Genomic DNA, 19,440 nt, shown 5'->3' on the forward strand with positions numbered 1-19,440 from the left:
CATAGCGGCGTACGCATGTCGTCCGGCCGTCCGCGAGGGCGGCCGGGGTCAGGAGGCGCGCATGTCGCGTAGGAGAACCCTCAGTCCCAAGAAGAAGCTCGCGCTGCTGGTCAGCGCCGTCGCCGTGGCCGGCGGTGGGGCCTTCGCCCTCGCGGCCACCTCGAACGCGGCCGATGTGCAGAACGCGTCCGACTCGACGGTCTGCCAGGGACTGGCCACCGCGCTCGGCAACAACGAGTCGTTCATCGCCGCGCAGAAGGCCGACCCGGACGCCCAGTCGGCGGCGCGGATCGCCAACCGCGAGGCGGTCGTCGCCGAGATCAAGCGCAAGCAGGAGGCGTCCGGCTGCCAGGTCGGGGAGTCGATACAGCCCGGCGGATCGGCGCAGGCCGGCGGCGGCGCGCAGGCCGGGGGGTCGGCTCAGGACCCCCAGGGCTCGCAGGCCGCCACCTCCGCCCCCGCGACGACGGCACCGGCGGGCGACGCCGGCAGCGTCGCCGGTCAGCAGGTCTGCAAGGGCTCGACCGTGACGCTCTCCGGCGAGGGCGGCGCCCCGGCCGCGTCCAGCGACCAGTTCCCGTCGGGCACGAAGCTGAAGGTCACCAACCTGGACAACAACAAGTCCACGACGGTCACCGTCACCTCGGTCTCCGGCAGCTGTGTGCTGCTCAACAACGCGGCCTTCGAGCAGGTCCGCGAGCCCGGCAAGTTCCTGATCCGCCGGGCTCTGATCGAGAAGGTGGGGTGACGCCCGCGGCTTAGGTCTCCCGCTGCCCGCGGCCACGGGCAGCGGGACCGGCAGGTGCGCCCGAGCGCAGCGCGGCGGCGCTCGGGCGCACACCCGTGCCCGCCCCACGGCCGCCGTGCACGCCTCTGCCGCCCGGGCCGCTCACCTCACCGCGTGCAGTGCGGCACACCAGCACCAGGTAACACGGCATTCACAGACGGGCAATGGCCGGGAAATCGCCTGTTGTCAGGCTGCCCGGCAGCGCCCGGCGCCCCGCTGCCGCAGCGCCGCGCCGCGCACCCGCAACGACGTCGACCGCACGTCGAGACCCACCCCCGAAGGATGTGGCCCGTGACCTTCAAGGCTGAGTACATCTGGATCGACGGCACCGAGCCGACGGCCAAGCTCCGTTCCAAGACGAAGATCCTGGCGGACTCCTTCAAGACGGTCACGGGTGCCGGGCTGCCGGTCTGGGGCTTCGACGGGTCCTCCACGAACCAGGCCGAGGGCCACTCCTCGGACTGCGTACTCAAGCCGGTCTTCTCCTGTCCCGACCCGATCCGCGGCGGCGACGACATCCTGGTGCTGTGCGAGGTCCTCGACACGGACCTGGCCCCGCACCCGTCCAACACGCGTGCCGCGCTGGCGGAGGTCGCCGGGAGGTTCGCCGCGCAGGAGCCCGTCTTCGGCATCGAGCAGGAATACACCTTCTTCGACGGCTCGCGCCCGCTCGGCTTCCCGGAGGGCGGCTTCCCGGCCCCGCAGGGCGGCTACTACTGCGGTGTCGGCGCCGACGAGATCTTCGGCCGCGAGGTCGTCGAGGCCCATCTGGAGAACTGCCTGAAGGCGGGCCTGGGCATCTCCGGCATCAACGCCGAGGTCATGCCCGGCCAGTGGGAGTTCCAGGTCGGCCCGCTGGCCCCGCTCGAGGTCGCCGACCAGCTGTGGGTCGCCCGCTGGCTGCTGTACCGCACCGCCGAGGACTTCGGCGTCTCCGCCACCCTCGACCCGAAGCCGGTCAAGGGCGACTGGAACGGCGCGGGCGCACACACCAACTTCTCCACCAAGGCGATGCGCGAGGGCTACGACGCGATCATCACCGCCTGCGAGGCGCTCGGCGAGGGCTCCAAGCCGATGGACCACGTCAAGCACTACGGCGCCGGCATCGACGACCGGCTCACCGGCCTGCACGAGACCGCCCCGTGGAACGAGTACTCGTACGGCGTCTCCAACCGCGGCGCCTCGGTCCGCATCCCGTGGCAGGTCGAGAAGGACGGCAAGGGCTACATCGAGGACCGCCGTCCGAACGCCAACGTCGACCCGTACGTGGTGACCCGTCTGCTCGTGGACACCTGCTGCACGGCGCTGGAGAAGGCCGGCCAGATCTGATCCGCCCGCCCGCCGTCAGGGGGCGTCCACCCGCGGGGTGGGCGCCCCTCGCGCTGCCGGGGCGGAACGGTCCCGGCAGGCGACACCCGGCCGCGGAGTCTCCTGTGAGCAGATCCGGGTTCCGTCCCGCCGTCCGTGCGGGCACAGTCGTGGCATGAGGCTTCTGGTGCTGGGCGGTACGGAATTCGCGGGGCGGGCCGTCGTGGAGGCGGCGCTCGGGCGGGGCTGGGAGGTGACGGTCCTCAACCGGGGGCGGCACCGGCCCCCGCCCGGGGTGGAGGCGCTGCGGGGGGACCGCACCGCACCCGGTGGGCTCGCGGCGCTGGCCGAGGGCGAGTGGGACGCCGTCGTCGACACCTGGTCGGCCGCGCCCCGCGCGGTGCACGAGGCCGCCCGGCTGCTCGCCGGCCGCGCCGGACGGTATGTGTATGTGTCGAGCTGCTCGGTGTACGCGTGGGCCCCGCCCGCCGGGTACACCGAGGACGCGCCGCTGGTGGAGGGCGCCGCGGCGGACGCCGGGACGACCGAGTACCCGAGGGACAAGCGGGGCGGTGAGCTGGCCGCGCTGGACGCCTTCGGCACGGACCGCTCGGTGCTGGTGCGGGCGGGGCTGATCCTCGGACCGTACGAGAACGTCGGGCGGCTGCCGTGGTGGCTGACCCGGATCGCCCGCGGCGGCCCGGTCCTGGCGCCGGGCCCGCGGGACCTCCCCCTCCAGTACGTCGACGTCCGCGACCTCGCCGAGTGGATCCTCGGGGCGGTCACGCAGGGGCTGAGCGGGCCCTGCAACCTGATCGGTCCGCAGGGCCACGCCACCATGGGCGGGCTCCTGGAGGCGTGCGTGGAGGTCACCGGCGCGGCGGCCGAGCTGCGCTGGACAACCCCGGAGGCCATCCTCGACGCGGGCGTCGAGCCCTGGACGCAGCTGCCCGTGTGGGTGCCACCGGGCAGCGACCTGCACGACGCCATGCACTCCGCGGACGTGTCGCGGGCCGTCGCGACGGGGCTGCGGTGCCGTCCCGTCGCCGAGACCGTGGCCGACACCTGGAGCTGGCTGCGGGACATCGGCGGCACCGCGCCGCAGCGCCCCGACCGGCCGGCCAAGGGCCTCGACCCCGACGTCGAGGCGAGACTGCTCAGGCTGTGACCGCCCACCCCGGAAGGCGGTGCCGGCTACACCCCCGGCCGGGTGGGCGCCCCACTGACCTGTGCGCGGGCCGCGGACACACTGGGACGCGAACCGGGGAAGGCGGGGGTCGTGATCCGGGTACCCCACTCAACTCCCGCTGAAACCAGGGCTTCTGCACCTCTTGCCCGAAATCACCTCATGAACTTCCAAGTTTTTCAGGGGTTTCTGAACACCTCACGGGCCCCTTGCGTATGGGAGGGAGCCGCTTCACCCCTGTCGGGCGCCTCCGCCCCGAAAGGAAGTCAGAGGAGTTCCATGGGACGCAACACACGAAAACGCCGTACGCCGCTGGCCACCAAGGCCATAGCCGCATCCGCGGCCCTAGCGCTCGGTGGGGGCGGGCTGATCTGGGCGAACTACTACGCCTCGGCGCACGAGACGAACGCACAGAACAACACCACCAAGGCCGCTGCCGCCCAGGTGGCCACCATCACCTGCCCGGACGTCGGCCAGCAGCTGACCAGCGTTCCGAACGCGGCGAAGTCGAACGTCGACAGGGAGCTGGCAACCCTCGACAAGCAGGTGACCGAGGCGTACGCCCGGCTGGCCTCGACGCGCCAGGCGCAGACGAACGACGCCGGCTTCGTGCAGAACGCGATCCTCGGTCCGCTCAAGGACAAGCGGACCGCGGTCATCGACCGGATCAAGATCGACTTCAGGCGGGTGGGCGCCAGCGCCCCGTCCTCGCTCGACGGTCTGGCCGCCTGCACCGGGACCACCGCCGACCAGGCCCAGACCAACGCGGGCGGGCAGCAGCAGAACGGCGGCCAGCAGCAGGGCGGGCAGCAGCAGAACGGCGGCCAGCAGCAAGGCGGGCAGCAGCAGAACGGCGGCCAGCAGCAGGGCGGCCAGCAGCAAGGCGGCCAGAACAACGGGCAGCAGCAGGGCAACGGCGGTCAGGCCGGCAACGGCCCGTCCGCGGCGGACTTCGTCGACATCACGAAGGTCCAGCCGAACGTCCCGGCCAAACCGCGCCGCACGGGCAACGCCTCCACCGGTACCTTCACCACCAGGTGCGGGGTGAACGCGAACGGCAACCGCAACACCGACAACGTGATCGTGGCGCCCGGCGTCACCAACGGCGCCCACCACACGCACGACTACGTCGGCAACCAGAAGATCAACGCGTTCTCCGACAACAACAACTTCCTGCAGGGCGGGACCAGCTGCCAGAACAAGAACGACCTGTCGTCGTACTACTGGCCGGTGCTGCGTCTGCAGGACGGTACGCAGGAATTCGACCAGAACCGGGACGGCGGCGGCAAGGAAGGCAACGTCGGCAAGATCCTGGTCGCCCAGCAGGCCCAGATCACCTACGTCGGCAGCCCGACCAGCAAGGTCGTCGCGATGCCGCAGTTCCTGCGCATCATCACCGGTGACGCCAAGACCACCACCAACGGCCTGGCGAACGCCAACGCGCACTGGAGCTGCACCGGTTTCGAGAACAAGGTGCAGCTCACGACGCAGTACCCGATCTGCCCGCAGGGCAGCAAGGTGGTCCGCACGTTCGCCTTCCAGAGCTGCTGGGACGGCCAGAACATCGACAGCGCCAACCACCGCACGCACGTGGCCTTCGCCGACGCAGGCGGCAACTGCCAGAACGGCTTCAAGGCGATCCCGCAGCTGACGATGCGTCTCGTGTACAGCGTTCCGCAGCCGGTCGTCCAGAACGGCCAGGTCAAGAACGCCTACGCGGTGGACGGTTTCCCGGAGCAGCTCCACAAGCCCGCCACCGACCACGACGACTTCATCAGCATCACGACCGGCGGCCTGGCGAACAAGATCGCCAACTGCATCAACAGCGGCCGGAGGTGTTAGTGACCCGGTGAGCGGGTGACCCGCTGAGCGGGTGGCCCGCACAAGAAGGCCGGTGGCGAAGATCCCGCCACCGGCCTTCGGCGTGTACGCCCGGTGCGGCTCAGCCGCCGTGGCCGGCATGGGCGTGGTGATCGACCCCGATCTCGACCTCGCCGCCGAGTCTGCCGCGCAACGCCTTGACCACTCCGTCGTCGCCGACGGCGACCCACTTGCGGCCCACGAGGTAGTAACCGCCGTAGTCCTTGGCGTCATTGAGCCACTCGCGCTGCCCGCGGTCGGTGGCGAAGGTCGCGAGGACGAACCGGCCGTCGGTGTTCTTGCAGACGCCCTGGCGGATCTCGTCGGCGTCGGTCTGGATGCTCGGCTTGCAGTCCACGTTCGCCGCCAGGTCCTCCAGGCTGCCGGTCGCGGTCGCCGGGACCTTGTCCTGGGCGTCATCCGACCCGCCCGACCCGCCGCAGCCGGTCAGCACCAGCAGGGCGACGGCCGCACCGGCCGCCAGCTTCTCGCGCGTCCACCTCATGAATTCCTCCGGTCGTTCCCGCCGTGCCGCTGAAGACCCACGAGGGCCCTGCCCTTCCCTACGGCTGTGGTGTGCCCCGTGCTCAACGGCACCACGGAACCCCACCGCGACCACACGAAAACCGGTGCCCGTCCCTGCGCACATGTGCGAAGGTGGTCGGCCTGAGGGCCGGGACGAGGGGGAAGCGTGAGCACGCAGGGCTGGGAAGCGCGCGTGGCCGCCGCGTGGGCGGCCTTCGACGACGGTGCCGAGCCGGACGCCGCGGACTTCCGCGCGGTGATCGACGCCCTGGTCGCCGAACTGCCCGAGGACAGCCCGCTGGGCCCCTTCGAACGGGCCTGCGCCTGGGACTCGACGGGCCACTCGGACAAGGCGGTCCCGCTGTACCGGGAGGCGCTGGCGCTCGGCCTTGACGGCTACCGCGGCCGCCGGGCCAGGATCCAGCTGTCCAGTTCGCTGCGGAACATCGGGCAGGCCGAGGAGGGCGTCAAGCTGCTCACGCCCGAACTCGACGCCCCCTCCGACGAACTGGACGACGCCGTGCGCGCCTGTCTGGCCCTCTGCCTGTCCAGCCTGGGCCGCGACCGTGAGGGCCTCTCGCTCGTGCTCGGCGCGCTCGCGCCCCATCTGCCGCGCTACCAGAGGTCGATGGCGAACTACGCCCGCCTGCTCGTCGAGCCCGAGCGCTGATCGGGGGGCTCGCCTTCGTGGGTCCGGCCCTCGCGCACGGCGGCCGCCGCGGCCACGCCGCTGTCGGGCGCGCCATCGCGCCGGCCGGCATGCGGGCCGCGAGGGCGGCGGCCGAGGTGACCAACCCCCGGCTCGGTCGTTTGACCGGACGTGCAGTCACAGCATGTCGCCCCGCGCCCCACCCCCGCCTCCGGCCCGGTCGTCGACGTCGAGCAGGCCGAGGCCGCGCTCGTCGAGCACTACCCCCGGCTCGTCCGGCTCGCCTATCTGGTGCTGCCGCCGGGCCTCGGCCGCAGCCGCCGGGTGCTGACCGCACACGCCCTCACCCAGCGCGCGCTGCCCCGCGGACGGGCCTCCGCGTCACTGATCCCGGCCCAGGCCGGAGCAGCGGCCGAGGGCCTGAGGGAGGGCCGCGACGGCGACCCCGGCTACGCGCTGGTCCGCCTGCGGGTGGTGCGTTCGGCGCTGGAGGCGGGCCGGCCGCTGAAGCGCGCGGCCTGGCCGAAGCGGGCCCAACTGCCGTGGCCGCTGCCCCAGGTGTGGGGTCTGCGGCTCTTCCCGCGCGCGGGCGGCGCCGACGAACTCGCCCTGGACCAGCGGCTGTCGGCCCTGTCCGGCCCCGCCCGGGCCGCCTATGTGCTGCGCGGTCTGGAGAGGCTCCCCGAGGACGGCGTGCGCAGGCTGCTGCGCGCCGCGGGCGTGGCGCACCCGGCGTCGGCCGTCCGCGAGGCCGGGCGCGTACCGGTCCAGGACGCGCTGCTCCTGTCCCCCGAGTTCGACCCGTGTTCGCTGCAGGCGCGGCCGACCGATCTGATGCGGCGCAGACAGCACACGAAGGCCGCCCTCGCCGCCGTGGCGGCCGTCGCGGTGTGCGGCGCGCTCCTCACCCTGCCGGGCGGCGGCTGGGGTCCGGAGGGCGCGGCCGCTCCCTCCGACGCGCAGAACCCGGCCCTCCGGGCCGCCCTCGATCCGGCCGGGCTGACCAAGGTGCCGCCCACCGCGTGGACGACGTCGGCGCGCACCGACTTCTCCGTGTGGCCCGCGCGCGGCGGCCTCACCCGCGACACGGCGCTGCTGCGCCGCGCGCTCGCCGTCTGGGCGCGGCCCGGCGGATCCGTCCAGGTGTCGGCGACCCCCGGCACGCCGTCGGGCCCCCCGGCCGGCCCACCGCAGTTGCTGTACGCGGGCCGGGTCGACGCCGCGCGGGTGGTGGTCTTCTACGACGGGCTGCGCATCGTGCGCTACGCCGAGCCGGACGAGGGCACCGGCGGGGCGGCGCTCGACTTCGCCCGGGTCGACGCGGCATCCGGTGCCGAGGCGGACGCGGTGGTGCTGGGCCGGGCCGACGGCAACGTCCGCTATCTGACGGCGCCCTGGGTGACCGGGGCGGCCGAGCGGGACCTGCTGCGGCCGCGGTCGGGGGCCATGGATCTGGGCCCGGACGACGGGGTGACCGCGCCCCTGGCCGGCCGGGCGCGGCAGACCGGCTCGTGCACGTCGTGGAACGTGCTGGAGCTGACCGACGGTTCGGGCACCCGGCTGCTGACCGACCTCGGGGAGCTGACGCCCGCCCACCTCACCGTGGGGCGGCCGGACGCGCCCCGGGAGGTGTCCGGGGCGGCGGCGCTGCGCGCCTGGTCCCCGTTCGCGTGCTCGCTCGCGGCGGTGTGGTCGGGGGGTGTGCGGTCCGTGAACGCGTGGGAGTACGCGCGGCAGAAGCTCCCGGACGGGTCCGGGGAGGCGTCGTGGGTGTGCACACGGGCGGACACCTGGCGGGGCGGGGGGTCGCGGGTGCTGGCGCAGTTCCACACGCCGGGCGGGCGGTACGGCGCCGTGGCGGCGAAGGCCGAGAACGTGCCCGCGTGCGGCGCGAAGGATCCCCATGTGCTGGCGGGTGTGCTGTGGAAGTCGGCGGCGGGGACGTGGTATCTGCTCGCCGCGGGCAGCAAGGGCACCGCGTCGATCGGTGCGACCGGCGGGGCGAGCGGCTCGGCGCGGGGGAACGTGCTCGCGGTGCGGACGCAGCAGGGCGTCCGGGCCGGGCTGAAGGGGACACTCGACGACGGACGGGAGATCAACGGCCTGCGCTGAACCACGGAACGCGTACCAGGGAAGGCTGAACGCAGGCGCGGTGGCTCGATACCGATGGGTGTGCCGCGAGGGCTTGGTGAGCAAAGTGTGCCGGACGTGTGAAAGACCACGGCCGCTCCGGCCCGTGGAGGTCCGGATCCGATCGGTAAGGTGTTCGCATGACAACCGGGGTACGCCGCAGAATGGGAGTCGAGGAGCGGCGGCAGCAGTTGATCGGCGTCGCGCTCGAACTGTTCAGCCAGCGCTCCCCCGACGAGGTCTCCATCGACGAGATAGCCTCGGCCGCGGGCATCTCGCGGCCGCTGGTCTACCACTACTTCCCGGGCAAACTCAGTCTCTACGAAGCGGCGTTGAAGCGTGCGTCGGAGGACCTCGCGGCGCGGTTCGTGGAGCCGCGCGAGGGCCCGCTCGGGGCACGGCTGCTGCGCGTCATGCGCCGTTTCTTCGACTTCGTCGAGGATCACGGGCCCGGTTTCTCGGCGCTGATGCGCGGAGGCCCCGCCGTCCCCGCCGACGCGGACCGGCCCTTGGACGCGGTGTCCCGGACGAACGCGCTCGTCGACTCGGTGCGCCAGGCCGCGTATGTCCAGATCCTTGCGCATCTGGAGGTCCAGGATCCTCCCGCCCGGCTGGAGTTGGTGGTCCGCTCGTGGATCTCGCTCGTCGAGTCGACGGCGTTGATCTGGCTGGACGGGCGGCGGATCCCGCGCCGTGAGCTGGAGGTGCAGCTCGTGCACGACTTCGCCGCGCTGGCGGCGGTGAGCGCCGCGCACGACGCCGACATGGCGGCCCTGCTGCGCCGTATGCTCGGCGACGAACCGGGCGACGGGCCCTTCGCCGATCTCGTCACCCGGCTGGTCACCCTGGCCTCGTGACGGCCGGCGGGGCCGTCGGCTCGCCACTCCGGCGGTGGGGCGGGCCGGGAACGCCGGTCCGCCCCACCGCCGGTGCCTAGTGCGTCACCCGTGAGAAGACCGCCACGGTGCGCGCCGGTACCGCGAAGGTGCCGGACTGCGCCGTGTAGGAGGACGTCTTGACGACGGGGTCCGCGCCGTGCGCCTGCACCGGGTGCAGCGCGTAGTCCTTCCCGGCGAGTGCCGCGACGGTCTGCTCCTGCCTCTCGGGCGTCGCGTTGAGGACGACGACCAGGTCACCGAGTTCCATCGTGATCACCCCGGGCGTCTCGTCCTTCCCGGAGAGCGGGAAGGAGAGCTGCGACTGCACCTGGTCGGCGGTGGCCAGGGAGAAGACGGGCTCGGTGGTCCGGATCCTGAGGAGGTCCCGGTACGCGGCGGAGGCGCCCTGGATCTGGTCGCATCCCACCTTGACGGAGGTCAGCAGGGGCTTGGCGTACGTCCACTTGGACCGGTTGTCGGCCGCCGTCGGCAGCCCGCGCCCGAAGCCGTTGCCGTCCCGGCAGTCCCAGTGGATCGCGTTGAACCAGTCGCCGCTGTCGTAGGAGTTGCGGTCAAGCGACTTGGAGCGCAGCAGGTCGGAACCGGCCTGCGACAGCGAGGGGCCCTGCGACAGGCCGGCCGTCGCCATGGCGAGGACCTGCATACGGGCCCGGTCGGCGGCGGAGGTGCCCTGGGGCAGCTTGTAGGTGAGCGCGTCGAACAGCGACTCGTTGTCGTGAGCGTCGGAGTAGGCGAGCGCGTCGCCGGGTGCCTGGGCGTATCCGGCGGGCGAGCCGTTGTAGTCGACCTCGGCGCCGGTGACCTCCTTGCCGTCGGTGCCGGTGAAGTGGTACTTGGCCAGGTTGCCGCTCAGGCCGACCTTGATGAGGTCCTGGTAGTGCAGCAGGCGGGCCTTCTGCTCGGCCTTCGTCCCGTTGCCGGTGGAGGCGTTGGGGTCGGTGTACAGCCCGGACGCGAAGCCCTGGATGCCGGGGTCGGAGTCGAAGGGGCCGCCGCCGCGCACGGCGTCACGGGCGCGGTCGGAGAAGGTCGCGATGCCCGTGCCGGCCATGTTCTGCTGCGTGGCCTGCACGAAGCGGGCGTCGTTGGCGACCTCGCCGAAGTTCCAGCCCTCGCCGTAGAGGATGATCTTCTTGCCGTCGACGCCGTCCTTCTCGGGCGTGAGCGCGTCGAGGGCCTTGCGCACGGCGAGGATGTTGGCCTTCGGGTGGTGGCCCATGAGGTCGAAGCGGAAGCCGTCGACCTTGTACTCCTTGGCCCAGGTGACGATCGAGTCCACGACCAGCTTGCCCATCATCGCGTTCTCGGGCGCGGTGTTCGCGCAGCAGGTGCTGTTCGCCACCGAGCCGTCGGCGAGCAGCCGCTGGTAGTAGCCGGGCACGATCCGGTCGAGCACGGACGTGTCGGCCTCACCGCTGGCGGCGGTGTGGTTGTAGACCACGTCCATGACGACCCGGAGGCCGTCCTTGTTGAGCGCCTGCACCATCCTGCGGAACTCGACGGTGCGGCCGGTGCCGTCGGGGTCGGTGGCGTACGAGCCCTCGGGGACGGTGAAGTGGTACGGGTCGTAGCCCCAGTTGTAGGCGTCCTTCGCGGCGGTCGCGGCGATGCACGCCTGCTGCCGGTCGGAGTCGGCGGCGTAGGAGGCGAGGTCGCAGCCGGGGGTGGACTGCTCGGACTTCCTCTCGGGGATGCTCGCGATGTCGAACGCGGGCAGCAGGTGCACATACGAGGTGCCCGCCCCGGCCAGCTCCCGCAGGTGCCGGGAGCCGTCGCTGTTCCTGTCGGCGAAGGCGAGGTAGGTGCCCCGGTCCTTCGCCGGCACGGTGCTGTCCTCGACGGAGAAGTCCCGGATGTGCAGCTCCTGGATCTGGGCGTCCCTGAGCGGCACGGCCCTGGGCTTCCTCAGGTTCGCCCAGCCGCTCGGGGCGAGGGAGCGGTCGTCGAGGTCGACGACGAGGCTGCGCTCGGAGTCGGCGGTCAGGGCGAGTGAGTAGGGGTCGGTGACCCTGTTGGTGACGATCTTGCGGACGCTGGGCGCCCACACCGTCACCACGTACCGGTAGGGCTTGTTCTTCCAGGAGGCCGGGCCGGTGACGGACCAGACGCCGTTGGCGGCGTCACGCCGCATGGCGACGGTGGAGCCGCCGAGTTCCAGGGAGACGTGCTGCGCGGTCGGCGCCCACACGGCCAGTGTGGGGCGGCCCCGGTGGAACGTCGGCCCGAGGTCGGCCTTCGTCGCGTCGTACACGTCGTCCAGCACTCCGGCGGTCTGGACGCCCGTCGCCGCCAGCACGGCGCCGTTCGCGGCCCGCTGCGAGGCCACGATCTGGCCGCGCAGCGCCTCGCGCACCCGGTCGCGGTCACGCGGGTCGACGGACCAGGCCGTGTAGTCCTTCAGGTGCGGGAACTTCGCCTTCTGGGCGTCGGTGAGCGTCGTCCTCGTCAGGCGCAGCCAGCGCTCGTCGTCGCTGGTCAGCGTGGAGTCCTTGACGGCGATCGAGCCGTCGTGGGAGTAGACGAGCTGGGTGGAGGCGGCGCCGTCGACGCCGTTCCAGGCGACCGTGTCCCGGTCGATCCAGACGGCCTTGGAGGTGCTCAGGTCGAGGGCGGCGGCGCTGCCGGCGGGCTGCGGCAGCAGGTACTTCTCCTGGCCGCCGATCAGCCACACCTCGTGGCCGTTCGCCGTGAGGTCGAGCGACTGGTCGGCCGGGAGGTCCTTCTCGTCGCCCTTGTGCACGATGTAGCTGAGGCTGGTGGCGCCGTCGGCGAGCGGCACCTCGAAGACCGCGCCGTACGCGTCGGTGCGCACCGGCTTCAGGGGGGCGGCCCAGTCGGTGGGGTTCGCGGCGCCGGTCCAGACGTGCAGGCCCCAGCCGTCGTAGTTCCCGTCGGCGCGGTGGTAGTGGAGGACGGCCTTGGTCGTGTCCTGCGGCGGGTAGTCGGCCGTCGGCCTCTCGGTGAGGAGGGTCTCCTTGCCCTGCTCCGCCCAGACCTCCCCGGTCTTGGTGACGTCGATGGTGCGGTCGGCGGAGACGTCCTTGTTCCCGTCCTTGTCGACGACGAGGAAACCGACGCTGGAGGCTCCGGGCTTGAGCCTGACGTAGGCGAAGGCACCGTAGGCGTCGCGGCCGGCGAAGGGGTGGCCGGCCGGCCAGGTGGTCCCCTCGCCGTCGGCGAGGTCGCCCCAGGCGTACAGGCCCCAGTTGCCGTAGTCGCCGTCGGCGCGCCTGTAGTGGACGATCGCGTAGTCGCGGGAGGAGGCGGTGGGGACCTGCGGGGCGGGCGGGGTGCCGGTGGTGCTCGCGGCCGTCGCGCTCGCGGTGCGGCCCGCCGAGTCGATCACGACCGCCTTGTAGCGCAGCGCCGTTCCGGCCGGCACGTCCTCGGCGATGCTCTGGGTCACCTTGTACGGGGCGTGGTCGGCGGAGCCGAGGGTGCGCCAGCTGCCGTCGCCCACCTGGGCGGCGAAGACGACCCGGTTCAGCCGGCCGCCTTCGACATCCGCGGACAGCTCCACGGTGCCGGTGGCGCCCGCGTCGGGGGCCTTCAGGGTGAGCGCGGGCCGGGAGGCCGGGGCGCCGGGGCGGCCCGCGGCCTTGAGGACGACGGCCGACTGGGCGGGTACCGTGACGGAGACCTTCGTGTCGGCGCCGCTCGTGACGGACGCGTCGGTCCCGTAGACGCCGCGGAACGTCATGCCTGCCGACGCGGTGGCGAAGTCGGCCGTCTTCTGCTCGTCGGCGCTGTTGAAGGCGACGAGGTACTCGGTCCCGTCCTTCCCCGTGCGGGAGAAGGCGTAGACGCCGGCACCGTCGGCCGCGTAGCGCTCGGTCTGGACGCCGTCGGCGAGCGCGGGGTTGTCCCTGCGCAGCTTGGCGAGGGCGCTGATCTGCCGGTACAGCGGCGCGCTCGGGTCATAGGCGTCGCTCGCGGCCGTACGGTCGGTGCCGATCTCGTCGTCGTCCAGGTAGTCGGCGACCCGGGAGGCGAACATGGTCTGGCGGGCGTCCTTGTCGCCGCCGGAACCGGTGAAGCCCTGCTCGTCGCCGTAGTAGACGACCGGGTTGCCGCGGCTGAGGAACATCAGCTCGTTGGCCAGTTCGTCCTTCTTCAGCAGCTCGGCGTCGGACGCCTTGGGGTTGTCCTGCCTCAGGAAGTACCCGATGCGGCCCATGTCGTGGTTGCCGAGGAAGGTGACCTGCTCGTACGCGTTGGCCTTGTCGGTCGTGTACTTGTAGTCGTCGGCGAAGACGCCCGCGAGCTTCCGGGCGCTCCCGCCCTGGGAGGCGTACTGGCGGGCGGCGTCCTGGAAGGGGAAGTCGAGCGTCGCGTCCAGGCGGCCTCGGGTGACGTACGGCGAGGTGACGGAGGTGTCGGCGGAGTAGACCTCGCCGAACATGAAGAAGTTCCTGCGGCCGCGTGCGGCGGCGTACTTGTCGAGGGCGGTCGCCCACTGGGTCCAGAAGGGCATGTCGACGTGCTTCACGGTGTCGATCCGGAAGCCGTCGACGCCGAAGTCCCGCACCCAGCGCTCGTAGATCCGCTCCATCCCCTTGACGACCTCGGGGCGCTCGGTCCACAGGTCGTCCAGGCCGGAGAAGTCGCCGTAGGCGGAGCTCTCGCCGGCGAAGGTGGAGTCGCCGCGGTTGTGGTACATCGCCGGGTCGTTGAGCCAGGACGGGACCTTCACGGCCCGCTTCGCCGCGGGGACGACGGGGGTGCGCGGGAAGGAGTCCGTGCCGACCGGCGGGAACGCCGTGGTGCCGTCGGCGTGGTCCGCGTCGTCGAAGGGCCTGCCGTCCTTCGTCAGATAGGGGAAGGCGCCCTTGGAGAGGTAGTCGTAGGTCTTCTCCTTGTAGTCGACGACGTCGGCGGTGTGGTTGGTGATGACGTCGAAGAAGACCTTCATGCCCTTGGCGTGGGCCTTCGAGATAAGGGTCTGGAGGTCCTTGTTGGTCCCGAAGTGCGGGTCGACCCTGGTGAAGTCGGTGATCCAGTAACCGTGGTAGCCGGCCGAGGCGTTGCTGCCGGTGCCCTGCACGGGCTGGTTCTTGAAGATCGGGGCCATCCAGATGGCGGTGGTGCCGAGCCCCTTGATGTAGTCCAGTCGCCTGGTCAGGCCCTTGAGGTCGCCGCCCTGGTAGAAGCCCTTGTCGGTGGGGTCGTAGCCGGTGCTGAGGCGTGAACCGGTCAGGCCGCCCTTGTCGTTGGACGTGTCCCCGTTGGCGAAACGGTCCGGCATGACGAAGTAGAACTGCTCACGGGTGTCGTCGTGCCGGGCGGGTTCGGCGGCGAGCCTCGCGTCGGAGGGCGGCGGGGGCGGCATCTCGGCATGGGCCGCGAGCGGTTGGACGAGGGCCGCGGCGAGCGCGGCCACGGCGACGGACGCGATCCGTCCGGCATGGGCGGTACGGCGCGCGGGCGGCGCCGGCCATCTCGGTATCACAGGCTTGAACTCCTTGCGATTACGGCTCGAACGGGTCCGGCCCCTGCGCCGCGGGACGGCTCTCGTCGCGGGGCGCCGCGCGACCGTATCGCCGCCGAAAGGTTTACAGCAAGACTCTTGAAAGCAACAGAAAACATTTGCATCGAACGAAGGCCCGCCCTGCCGCACACGGCGGGTCGGCGGGCCTTACTCCCAAGCCCCGGCTCAGCAGCTCGACTTGCCCGTGTAGAGGGCGAGCGCGGTGTTCGGGGCGACCGAGGCCTGGAACCAGCCGCTGGAGTTCACCGTCACCGTCCTGTTGCCCTGCACGTCGCAGTAGGTGCCCGCGGGCAGCGAGGTCTGGAACCAGCGGTCGGCCGTCGTGCTCTCATGGTTGATCACCACATAGCCCTTGCTGCCGCGGCCGAACGCGATGAGGTTGTTGCCGTTGTCCCACCAGTTGGTGACCGCCGCGCCGTGCGTGGCGTTGCGGAAGGCGACCATCGACTTGATCTCCGGCCAGGCGTGCTGGCACTTCCAGCCGTTCTGCCAGCAGGCGTTCACCTGGCCGCCGTTCGGCGGGCCAGCGTCGGTGTCGGACCACTCGTAGCCGGAGTTGATGTCGGGGGCTCCGTAGGGCCAGGCCAGCATGAAGACGTTCGCCAGCGTGTAGTTCGCGCCGTCCTTGTAGTTCAGCGTGGAGCCGTTGCGCTCGGTGTCGTGGTTGTCGACGAAGACGCCGGCGACCGAGCTGCTCATGTACCCCCAGCCCTCGCCGAAGTTGGTGAGGTACGCCAGCTTCTCGTTGTTGAAGACCCGCTTGAGGTCGTAGGCGTAGCGGAACTCCTGGACGTCGCCGTTGCCCGTGTACTCGGTCGGCTGGACCGCCTCGCCCGCGCCGTAGATGACCTCCTGCTTCCAGTAGGCGGACGGGTTGGTCAGCCTGGACTTGATGTTGGCCAGGTCGTCCGCCGGGATGTGCTTGGCCGCGTCGATGCGGAAGCCGTCGACACCGAGGGAGAGCAGGTCGTTCATGTAGCCGGCGATGGTCTGGCGGACGTGCTCCTCGCCGGTGTCCAGATCGGCCAGGCCCACCAGTTCGCAGTGCTGGACGTTCCAGCGGTCCTGGTAGTTGGTGACCTGCGCGGTGCAGTCGTCGAAATCGGCGTACGAGTACAGGCCGGGGTAGTCGTACTTGGTGTACGAGGAGCCGCCGGTGCCCGTGCCGCTGCCCGCCGACATGTGGTTGATCACGGTGTCGGCGACGACCTTGACCCCTGCCGCATGGCAGGTGTTGACCATGTTCTGGAAGGCCGCGCGGTCGCCGAGCCGACCGGCGATCTTGTAGCTCACCGGCTGGTACGACGTCCACCACTGCGGGCCCTGTATGTGCTCGGCGGGCGGGGAGACCTGGACGTAGCCGTAGCCCGCCGGGCCGAGGGTGTTGGTGCACTCCTTGGCGACCGAGGCGTAGTTCCACTCGAAGAGGACCGCGGTGACGTCCTTGGTGCCGGGCGGGGAGGCGTACGCGGTCCCGGCCGGGACAGCGAGGGCGATCGACGCGACCGCCGCGAGGGCGAGGGCGCCGGAGAGCGTTCTCTTGGCCATGTGGGGGTTCCTTCTCCGTTGAAGGATCTGCGGACGGATCTGAAGGCGGATCTGGGGAGGATCTGGGGAGGATCCGCCGAAGGGTCTGTGTGCGGGGCCGGTTGGAGGGACCCAGGGCCCCTTGAAGGGAATTGCTGCAAGTTTTCAACCACTTGCGGTGCAGCGACCGTACGAGCCGCGACCCCGACGGTCAACCCCTCGACATGCTCCTGTCACAGATACCCCGACAAGGGGCGGATTGCGACCCGTTGCGCTGGGCGAACCCTCACGAATCCGGGCGGGCACACGGCGAGGCCCGCCGTCCCCGCCGGACGACGAGCCCCTGAAACCGGACGAAAGAGATTGCGGGCCGTCAGGCACAACTTGCTGCCCGCGCCCACGGATGGGCAGGGTCTGGATCACGCTTGAACTACGCATTTTGAAATCAGACGACTGGCCCCTTTGGCGGGAGTTGCGACTGGCCGCGCTTGCTGACGCGCCCTACGCGTTCGGATCGACACTGGCCCAGTGGCAGGGCTCCGGCGACCGAGAGGAACGCTGGCGTGCCCGTCTGTCGATTCCTGGCGCGCACGATCTCGTCGCGCTCCTCGACGGCCTTCCGGTGGGCATGGTCAGCGGAGTGCCGGGCGAGGAAGCAGAGAACGTGGAGTTGATCTCGATGTGGGTCAAGCCCACGGCTCGGGCCAAGGGCGTGGGTGACTATCTGATCCAGGCGGTCGAGCGGTGGGGGGCGGAGCGCGGTGCCACGACGCTGCGGTTGTCGGTCATGCCCGACAACCGCAAGGCGATCGCGCTCTATGAGCGGCACGGTTTCACGGACACGGGTGAGCCCGGCGATCTTCTCCCCGATGGCGTTTACCGGAAGCGGGTCATGGCGAAGAGCCTGGCCGCTGTCTGATCTCCACATCCGGGCACGGCGGGATCCCTCACTTGGTCAGGGTCCGGCGGCGAGAGGGCCTCCGGGCCGCCTTCCTGACGGCCCCTCAGCGCTCGGCGGCGGCCACGAGGGCGTTGACGCGGTTCTCGTTCTCGCGGCGGGGGCGACGACCTCGCAGTAGTCACCGCTCGCGCCCGGCGGCGGGTTCCTCTCCGACCACCTCGTGTATGACCGCTGCCACACCGTGAGCCATCTGCTGCGCCACCACCTGCCCGATGGCCTGCGCGGCGGCATGGAACACGAGACGTTCCTGCGAGAGTGGATCGCCGGCCGTCGGCCGCAACACGGCCGCGGTGCGCTTCTGGCGTCGCGTCGCCACGGAGATCGCCGGCGACGCGTGGACCGAGGAGCGCAGACACGTACCAGGTCGGCCGGACCTGCCTCCCGACGTCTGGATCTCGTTCAGCAGCCCCGCCCAGACCCACGGCTGAGCATCGAATCCGGGACGCCGCGGAACACACTCGGCGGCACCGGCCAAGCCGACCTGGGCAAGGTTGCGGCCCTTCTCACGCTCACGGGCCGACCGCGACCACCGCTGCTCACGAAGTCCCTACGTCCGTGCCGGCCAGACCAGCGCCTGGGCGACGACGACGCTCTCACCGTTGAAGGTGACGGCGGGGCCTTCGTGCAGTTCGTAGCCAAGACCCATCGCTTCGCTCACACGGTGGCAGAACGTGGCATCGTCCGGTCCGGTCAGGACTCGGTAAACAGGCAATCCGTCCGGTGGTGTGCTCATGAGGAGAAGGATCCCAGACGTTCCCGCCCACCGGGCCGGCATGTCCCGAAGCCCATCGCCACCCAGGCCGTAAGCGGCGGACTTGGGCCGCCGACCGCCCCATACGGCTTGGCAAACGCCGTCGGACTGGCCCGAATCCGCCAATTACCGCCCGTGTGGCCTCCGTAGCCGCGCCGCCATCGGCTCATGCGTCGTTCCACGAATCCCCTGAACACCAGGTACGGTGCGTCCGGGCCCACGAAGTGGCCGGGCTCATCCAAGTCGGCGTATGCCGACGATGAACGCGGACCACACGGCGGGATGGAAGAACAGGACCGGGCCGGTTGGGTTCTTACTGTCGCGGACGGGGACGATGCCGGGGACGTTGTCGGCGAGCTCCAGGCAGTCGCCGCCGCCGCCATCGCTGTACGTGCTCTTGCGCCAGGCGGCGGAAGTCAGGTCAGGTCGCTTGCTGCGCATCTCTTGAACTCCTCCATGGCCCGCTGGATCACGGCCGCTGACGCCTCTGGCGGCAGGGCTCGAGCGTGCACAAGATCGTAACGATAGGAGTGCCGGGTCACCATGGCTCTGTCCTCCACCAGTTCACCCGAGTGTCCAGCCTCCAGGTAGGCCACATCAGGGGCGTTCTCGAACGACAGGAGGCTGAGCGAGCCGCCCATGGCCGAGTGCGCCCCGGCGGCGAAGGGCAGCACCTGCACCTCGATGCACGGCGTCTGTGCGGCATCCAGCACGTGGGCCAACTGGTCCCACATGACCGCCGCCCCGCCCACGGGACGGCGAATCACCGACTCGTCGAGCACGACCCACAGCAGAGGCGGCTGTGTGCGCTGGAGCATGCTCTGCCGCCCGAGCCGGGCCGCCACCTTCTCCTCGATCTCATCTGCGGTGCACCAGGGTTGCCCTTGCCGCAGCACCTCACGCGCGTATGCCTCGGTCTGGAGCAGGCTGGGCACGCTGTGCCACCGATGCTCAGGAGTAGAAGTCACGATCAGCACGAGAGGATCGGCAACGGATGACGACGCCGGAGCGCGGTATGGAGATGACGAAGAGCGCGCAGATCAGGGACGCGAAGGCGGCGAGAGACGAGCTGGGTGAGGCACTGGCCGACGCGGGCGTGCTGCTGCCGTCGCTCGGGCTGGATGCCGTGTCGCTCGCCAGCGACCACTTGTCGCCGCTCGTGGACCTCGGACGCTGCAATCCGAGTACGGCCCGCAAACTGGCGGCGGCCCTGCGGCACGGTTCAGAACTGCTGGCCAAGGTGCGCGAGGCGAACCGGCAGAGCATCAACCGGCCTCGATAGGGGGCGAAGCCCACCGCCCCGTTCGAAGCGGCGGGCCCAAGCCGTCAGACAGCCGCCCACCACCCCGTCGTGTCCTGGGCGGCTTCG

The 19,440-nt window shown here is 71.1% G+C and carries 15 protein-coding genes and 1 pseudogene; 10 read left to right on the forward strand and 6 right to left on the reverse strand.

All coding sequences use genetic code 11. From position 1 onward, the window contains the following. The first annotated feature begins 61 nt into the window (after positions 1–61). From ACZ79I_RS10410 to ACZ79I_RS10425, 4 genes are all read left to right on the forward strand, one after another. On the forward strand, positions 62–748 hold the full coding sequence (locus ACZ79I_RS10410) for a hypothetical protein (RefSeq protein ID WP_471496305.1): 687 nt from the start codon (positions 62–64) through the stop codon (positions 746–748). Positions 749–1,078: 330 nt separating this feature from the next. After that, positions 1,079–2,116, forward strand: a complete 1,038-nt coding sequence (gene glnII / locus ACZ79I_RS10415; protein ID WP_471496307.1) for a glutamine synthetase — start codon at positions 1,079–1,081, stop codon at positions 2,114–2,116. Positions 2,117–2,270: 154 nt separating this feature from the next. Then, positions 2,271–3,263 (forward strand): NAD-dependent epimerase/dehydratase family protein, encoded by a 993-nt coding sequence (locus ACZ79I_RS10420; protein WP_471496309.1) that lies wholly within the window; start codon positions 2,271–2,273, stop codon positions 3,261–3,263. A 297-nt stretch (positions 3,264–3,560) separates the two neighbouring features. After that, a complete protein-coding gene (locus ACZ79I_RS10425; RefSeq protein ID WP_471496311.1) occupies positions 3,561–5,123 on the forward strand; it encodes a DUF1996 domain-containing protein in 1,563 nt (520 codons plus the stop codon). 100 nt (positions 5,124–5,223) lie between these two features. Here ACZ79I_RS10425 and ACZ79I_RS10430 read toward each other — a convergent pair whose 3' ends face one another. Beyond that, the gene (locus ACZ79I_RS10430; RefSeq protein WP_471496313.1) at positions 5,224–5,646 is read right to left on the reverse strand and encodes a hypothetical protein; all 423 of its coding nucleotides are present in this window, start codon (positions 5,644–5,646) and stop codon (positions 5,224–5,226) included. A gap of 186 nt (positions 5,647–5,832) precedes the next feature. Between ACZ79I_RS10430 and ACZ79I_RS10435 the strand changes: the two genes are divergently transcribed. The 3 genes from ACZ79I_RS10435 (at position 5,833) to ACZ79I_RS10445 (ending at position 9,302) form a co-directional block, all read left to right on the forward strand. Continuing rightward, positions 5,833–6,336 carry a tetratricopeptide repeat protein gene (locus ACZ79I_RS10435; protein ID WP_471496314.1) on the forward strand — a complete coding sequence of 168 codons (504 nt, stop codon included), beginning with the start codon at positions 5,833–5,835 and terminating at the stop codon, positions 6,334–6,336. 150 nt (positions 6,337–6,486) lie between these two features. Next, positions 6,487–8,427, forward strand: coding sequence for a hypothetical protein (locus tag ACZ79I_RS10440; protein WP_471496316.1), 1,941 nt, complete (start codon positions 6,487–6,489; stop codon positions 8,425–8,427). 158 nt (positions 8,428–8,585) lie between these two features. Beyond that, on the forward strand, positions 8,586–9,302 hold the full coding sequence (locus tag ACZ79I_RS10445; protein ID WP_471496317.1) for a TetR/AcrR family transcriptional regulator: 717 nt from the start codon (positions 8,586–8,588) through the stop codon (positions 9,300–9,302). A gap of 76 nt (positions 9,303–9,378) precedes the next feature. Here the strand turns inward: ACZ79I_RS10445 and pulA are convergent, their stop codons facing one another. Together pulA and ACZ79I_RS10455 are read right to left on the reverse strand one after the other, a co-directional pair. Next, positions 9,379–14,793 (reverse strand): pullulanase-type alpha-1,6-glucosidase, encoded by a 5,415-nt coding sequence (gene pulA, locus ACZ79I_RS10450; RefSeq protein ID WP_471496319.1) that lies wholly within the window; start codon positions 14,791–14,793, stop codon positions 9,379–9,381. Positions 14,794–14,997: 204 nt separating this feature from the next. Beyond that, complete coding sequence (locus ACZ79I_RS10455; RefSeq protein WP_471496320.1) at positions 14,998–16,380, reverse strand: alpha-amylase; 1,383 nt, start codon at positions 16,378–16,380, stop codon at positions 14,998–15,000. Between the two features lie 382 nt (positions 16,381–16,762). On the opposite strand from ACZ79I_RS10455, the gene ACZ79I_RS10460 reads away from it, so the two are divergent. Then, positions 16,763–17,278 (forward strand): GNAT family N-acetyltransferase, encoded by a 516-nt coding sequence (locus tag ACZ79I_RS10460; protein ID WP_471496322.1) that lies wholly within the window; start codon positions 16,763–16,765, stop codon positions 17,276–17,278. Between the two features lie 320 nt (positions 17,279–17,598). Beyond that, a pseudogene (locus ACZ79I_RS10465) lies at positions 17,599–17,748 on the forward strand (GNAT family N-acetyltransferase); the annotation flags it as partial. A 119-nt stretch (positions 17,749–17,867) separates the two neighbouring features. On the opposite strand, the gene ACZ79I_RS10470 reads toward ACZ79I_RS10465, so the two are convergent. The 3 genes from ACZ79I_RS10470 to ACZ79I_RS10480 form a co-directional block, all read right to left on the reverse strand. Continuing rightward, the gene (locus tag ACZ79I_RS10470) at positions 17,868–18,095 is read right to left on the reverse strand and encodes a DUF1737 domain-containing protein (protein WP_471496324.1); all 228 of its coding nucleotides are present in this window, start codon (positions 18,093–18,095) and stop codon (positions 17,868–17,870) included. Between the two features lie 210 nt (positions 18,096–18,305). Then, the gene (locus tag ACZ79I_RS10475) at positions 18,306–18,512 is read right to left on the reverse strand and encodes a DUF397 domain-containing protein (protein ID WP_471496326.1); all 207 of its coding nucleotides are present in this window, start codon (positions 18,510–18,512) and stop codon (positions 18,306–18,308) included. Continuing rightward, positions 18,488–19,039 carry a DUF5753 domain-containing protein gene (locus ACZ79I_RS10480; RefSeq protein WP_471496327.1) on the reverse strand — a complete coding sequence of 184 codons (552 nt, stop codon included), beginning with the start codon at positions 19,037–19,039 and terminating at the stop codon, positions 18,488–18,490. The genes ACZ79I_RS10475 and ACZ79I_RS10480 overlap by 25 nt, the downstream gene beginning before the upstream one ends. A gap of 47 nt (positions 19,040–19,086) precedes the next feature. Between ACZ79I_RS10480 and ACZ79I_RS10485 the strand changes: the two genes are divergently transcribed. After that, on the forward strand, positions 19,087–19,353 hold the full coding sequence (locus ACZ79I_RS10485; RefSeq protein WP_471496329.1) for a hypothetical protein: 267 nt from the start codon (positions 19,087–19,089) through the stop codon (positions 19,351–19,353). Positions 19,354–19,440 lie beyond the last annotated feature (87 nt).

The organism is Streptomyces sp. PSU-S4-23, assembly GCF_055632315.1.

What these genes read in the sequence shown, in the direction of transcription:
- ACZ79I_RS10410 (WP_471496305.1), top strand. Translation starts at nt 62, where the DNA reads ATGTCGCGTAGGAGAACCCTCAGTCCCAAGAAGAAGCTCGCGCTGCTG.
- ACZ79I_RS10420 (WP_471496309.1), top strand. Translation starts at nt 2,271, where the DNA reads ATGAGGCTTCTGGTGCTGGGCGGTACGGAATTCGCGGGGCGGGCCGTC.
- ACZ79I_RS10425 (WP_471496311.1), top strand. Translation starts at nt 3,561, where the DNA reads ATGGGACGCAACACACGAAAACGCCGTACGCCGCTGGCCACCAAGGCC.
- ACZ79I_RS10430 (WP_471496313.1), bottom strand. Translation starts at nt 5,646, where the DNA reads ATGAGGTGGACGCGCGAGAAGCTGGCGGCCGGTGCGGCCGTCGCCCTG.
- ACZ79I_RS10445 (WP_471496317.1), top strand. Translation starts at nt 8,586, where the DNA reads ATGACAACCGGGGTACGCCGCAGAATGGGAGTCGAGGAGCGGCGGCAG.
- ACZ79I_RS10455 (WP_471496320.1), bottom strand. Translation starts at nt 16,380, where the DNA reads ATGGCCAAGAGAACGCTCTCCGGCGCCCTCGCCCTCGCGGCGGTCGCG.
- ACZ79I_RS10460 (WP_471496322.1), top strand. Translation starts at nt 16,763, where the DNA reads ATGGGCAGGGTCTGGATCACGCTTGAACTACGCATTTTGAAATCAGAC.
- ACZ79I_RS10470 (WP_471496324.1), bottom strand. Translation starts at nt 18,095, where the DNA reads ATGCCGGCCCGGTGGGCGGGAACGTCTGGGATCCTTCTCCTCATGAGC.
- ACZ79I_RS10475 (WP_471496326.1), bottom strand. Translation starts at nt 18,512, where the DNA reads ATGCGCAGCAAGCGACCTGACCTGACTTCCGCCGCCTGGCGCAAGAGC.
- ACZ79I_RS10485 (WP_471496329.1), top strand. Translation starts at nt 19,087, where the DNA reads ATGGAGATGACGAAGAGCGCGCAGATCAGGGACGCGAAGGCGGCGAGA.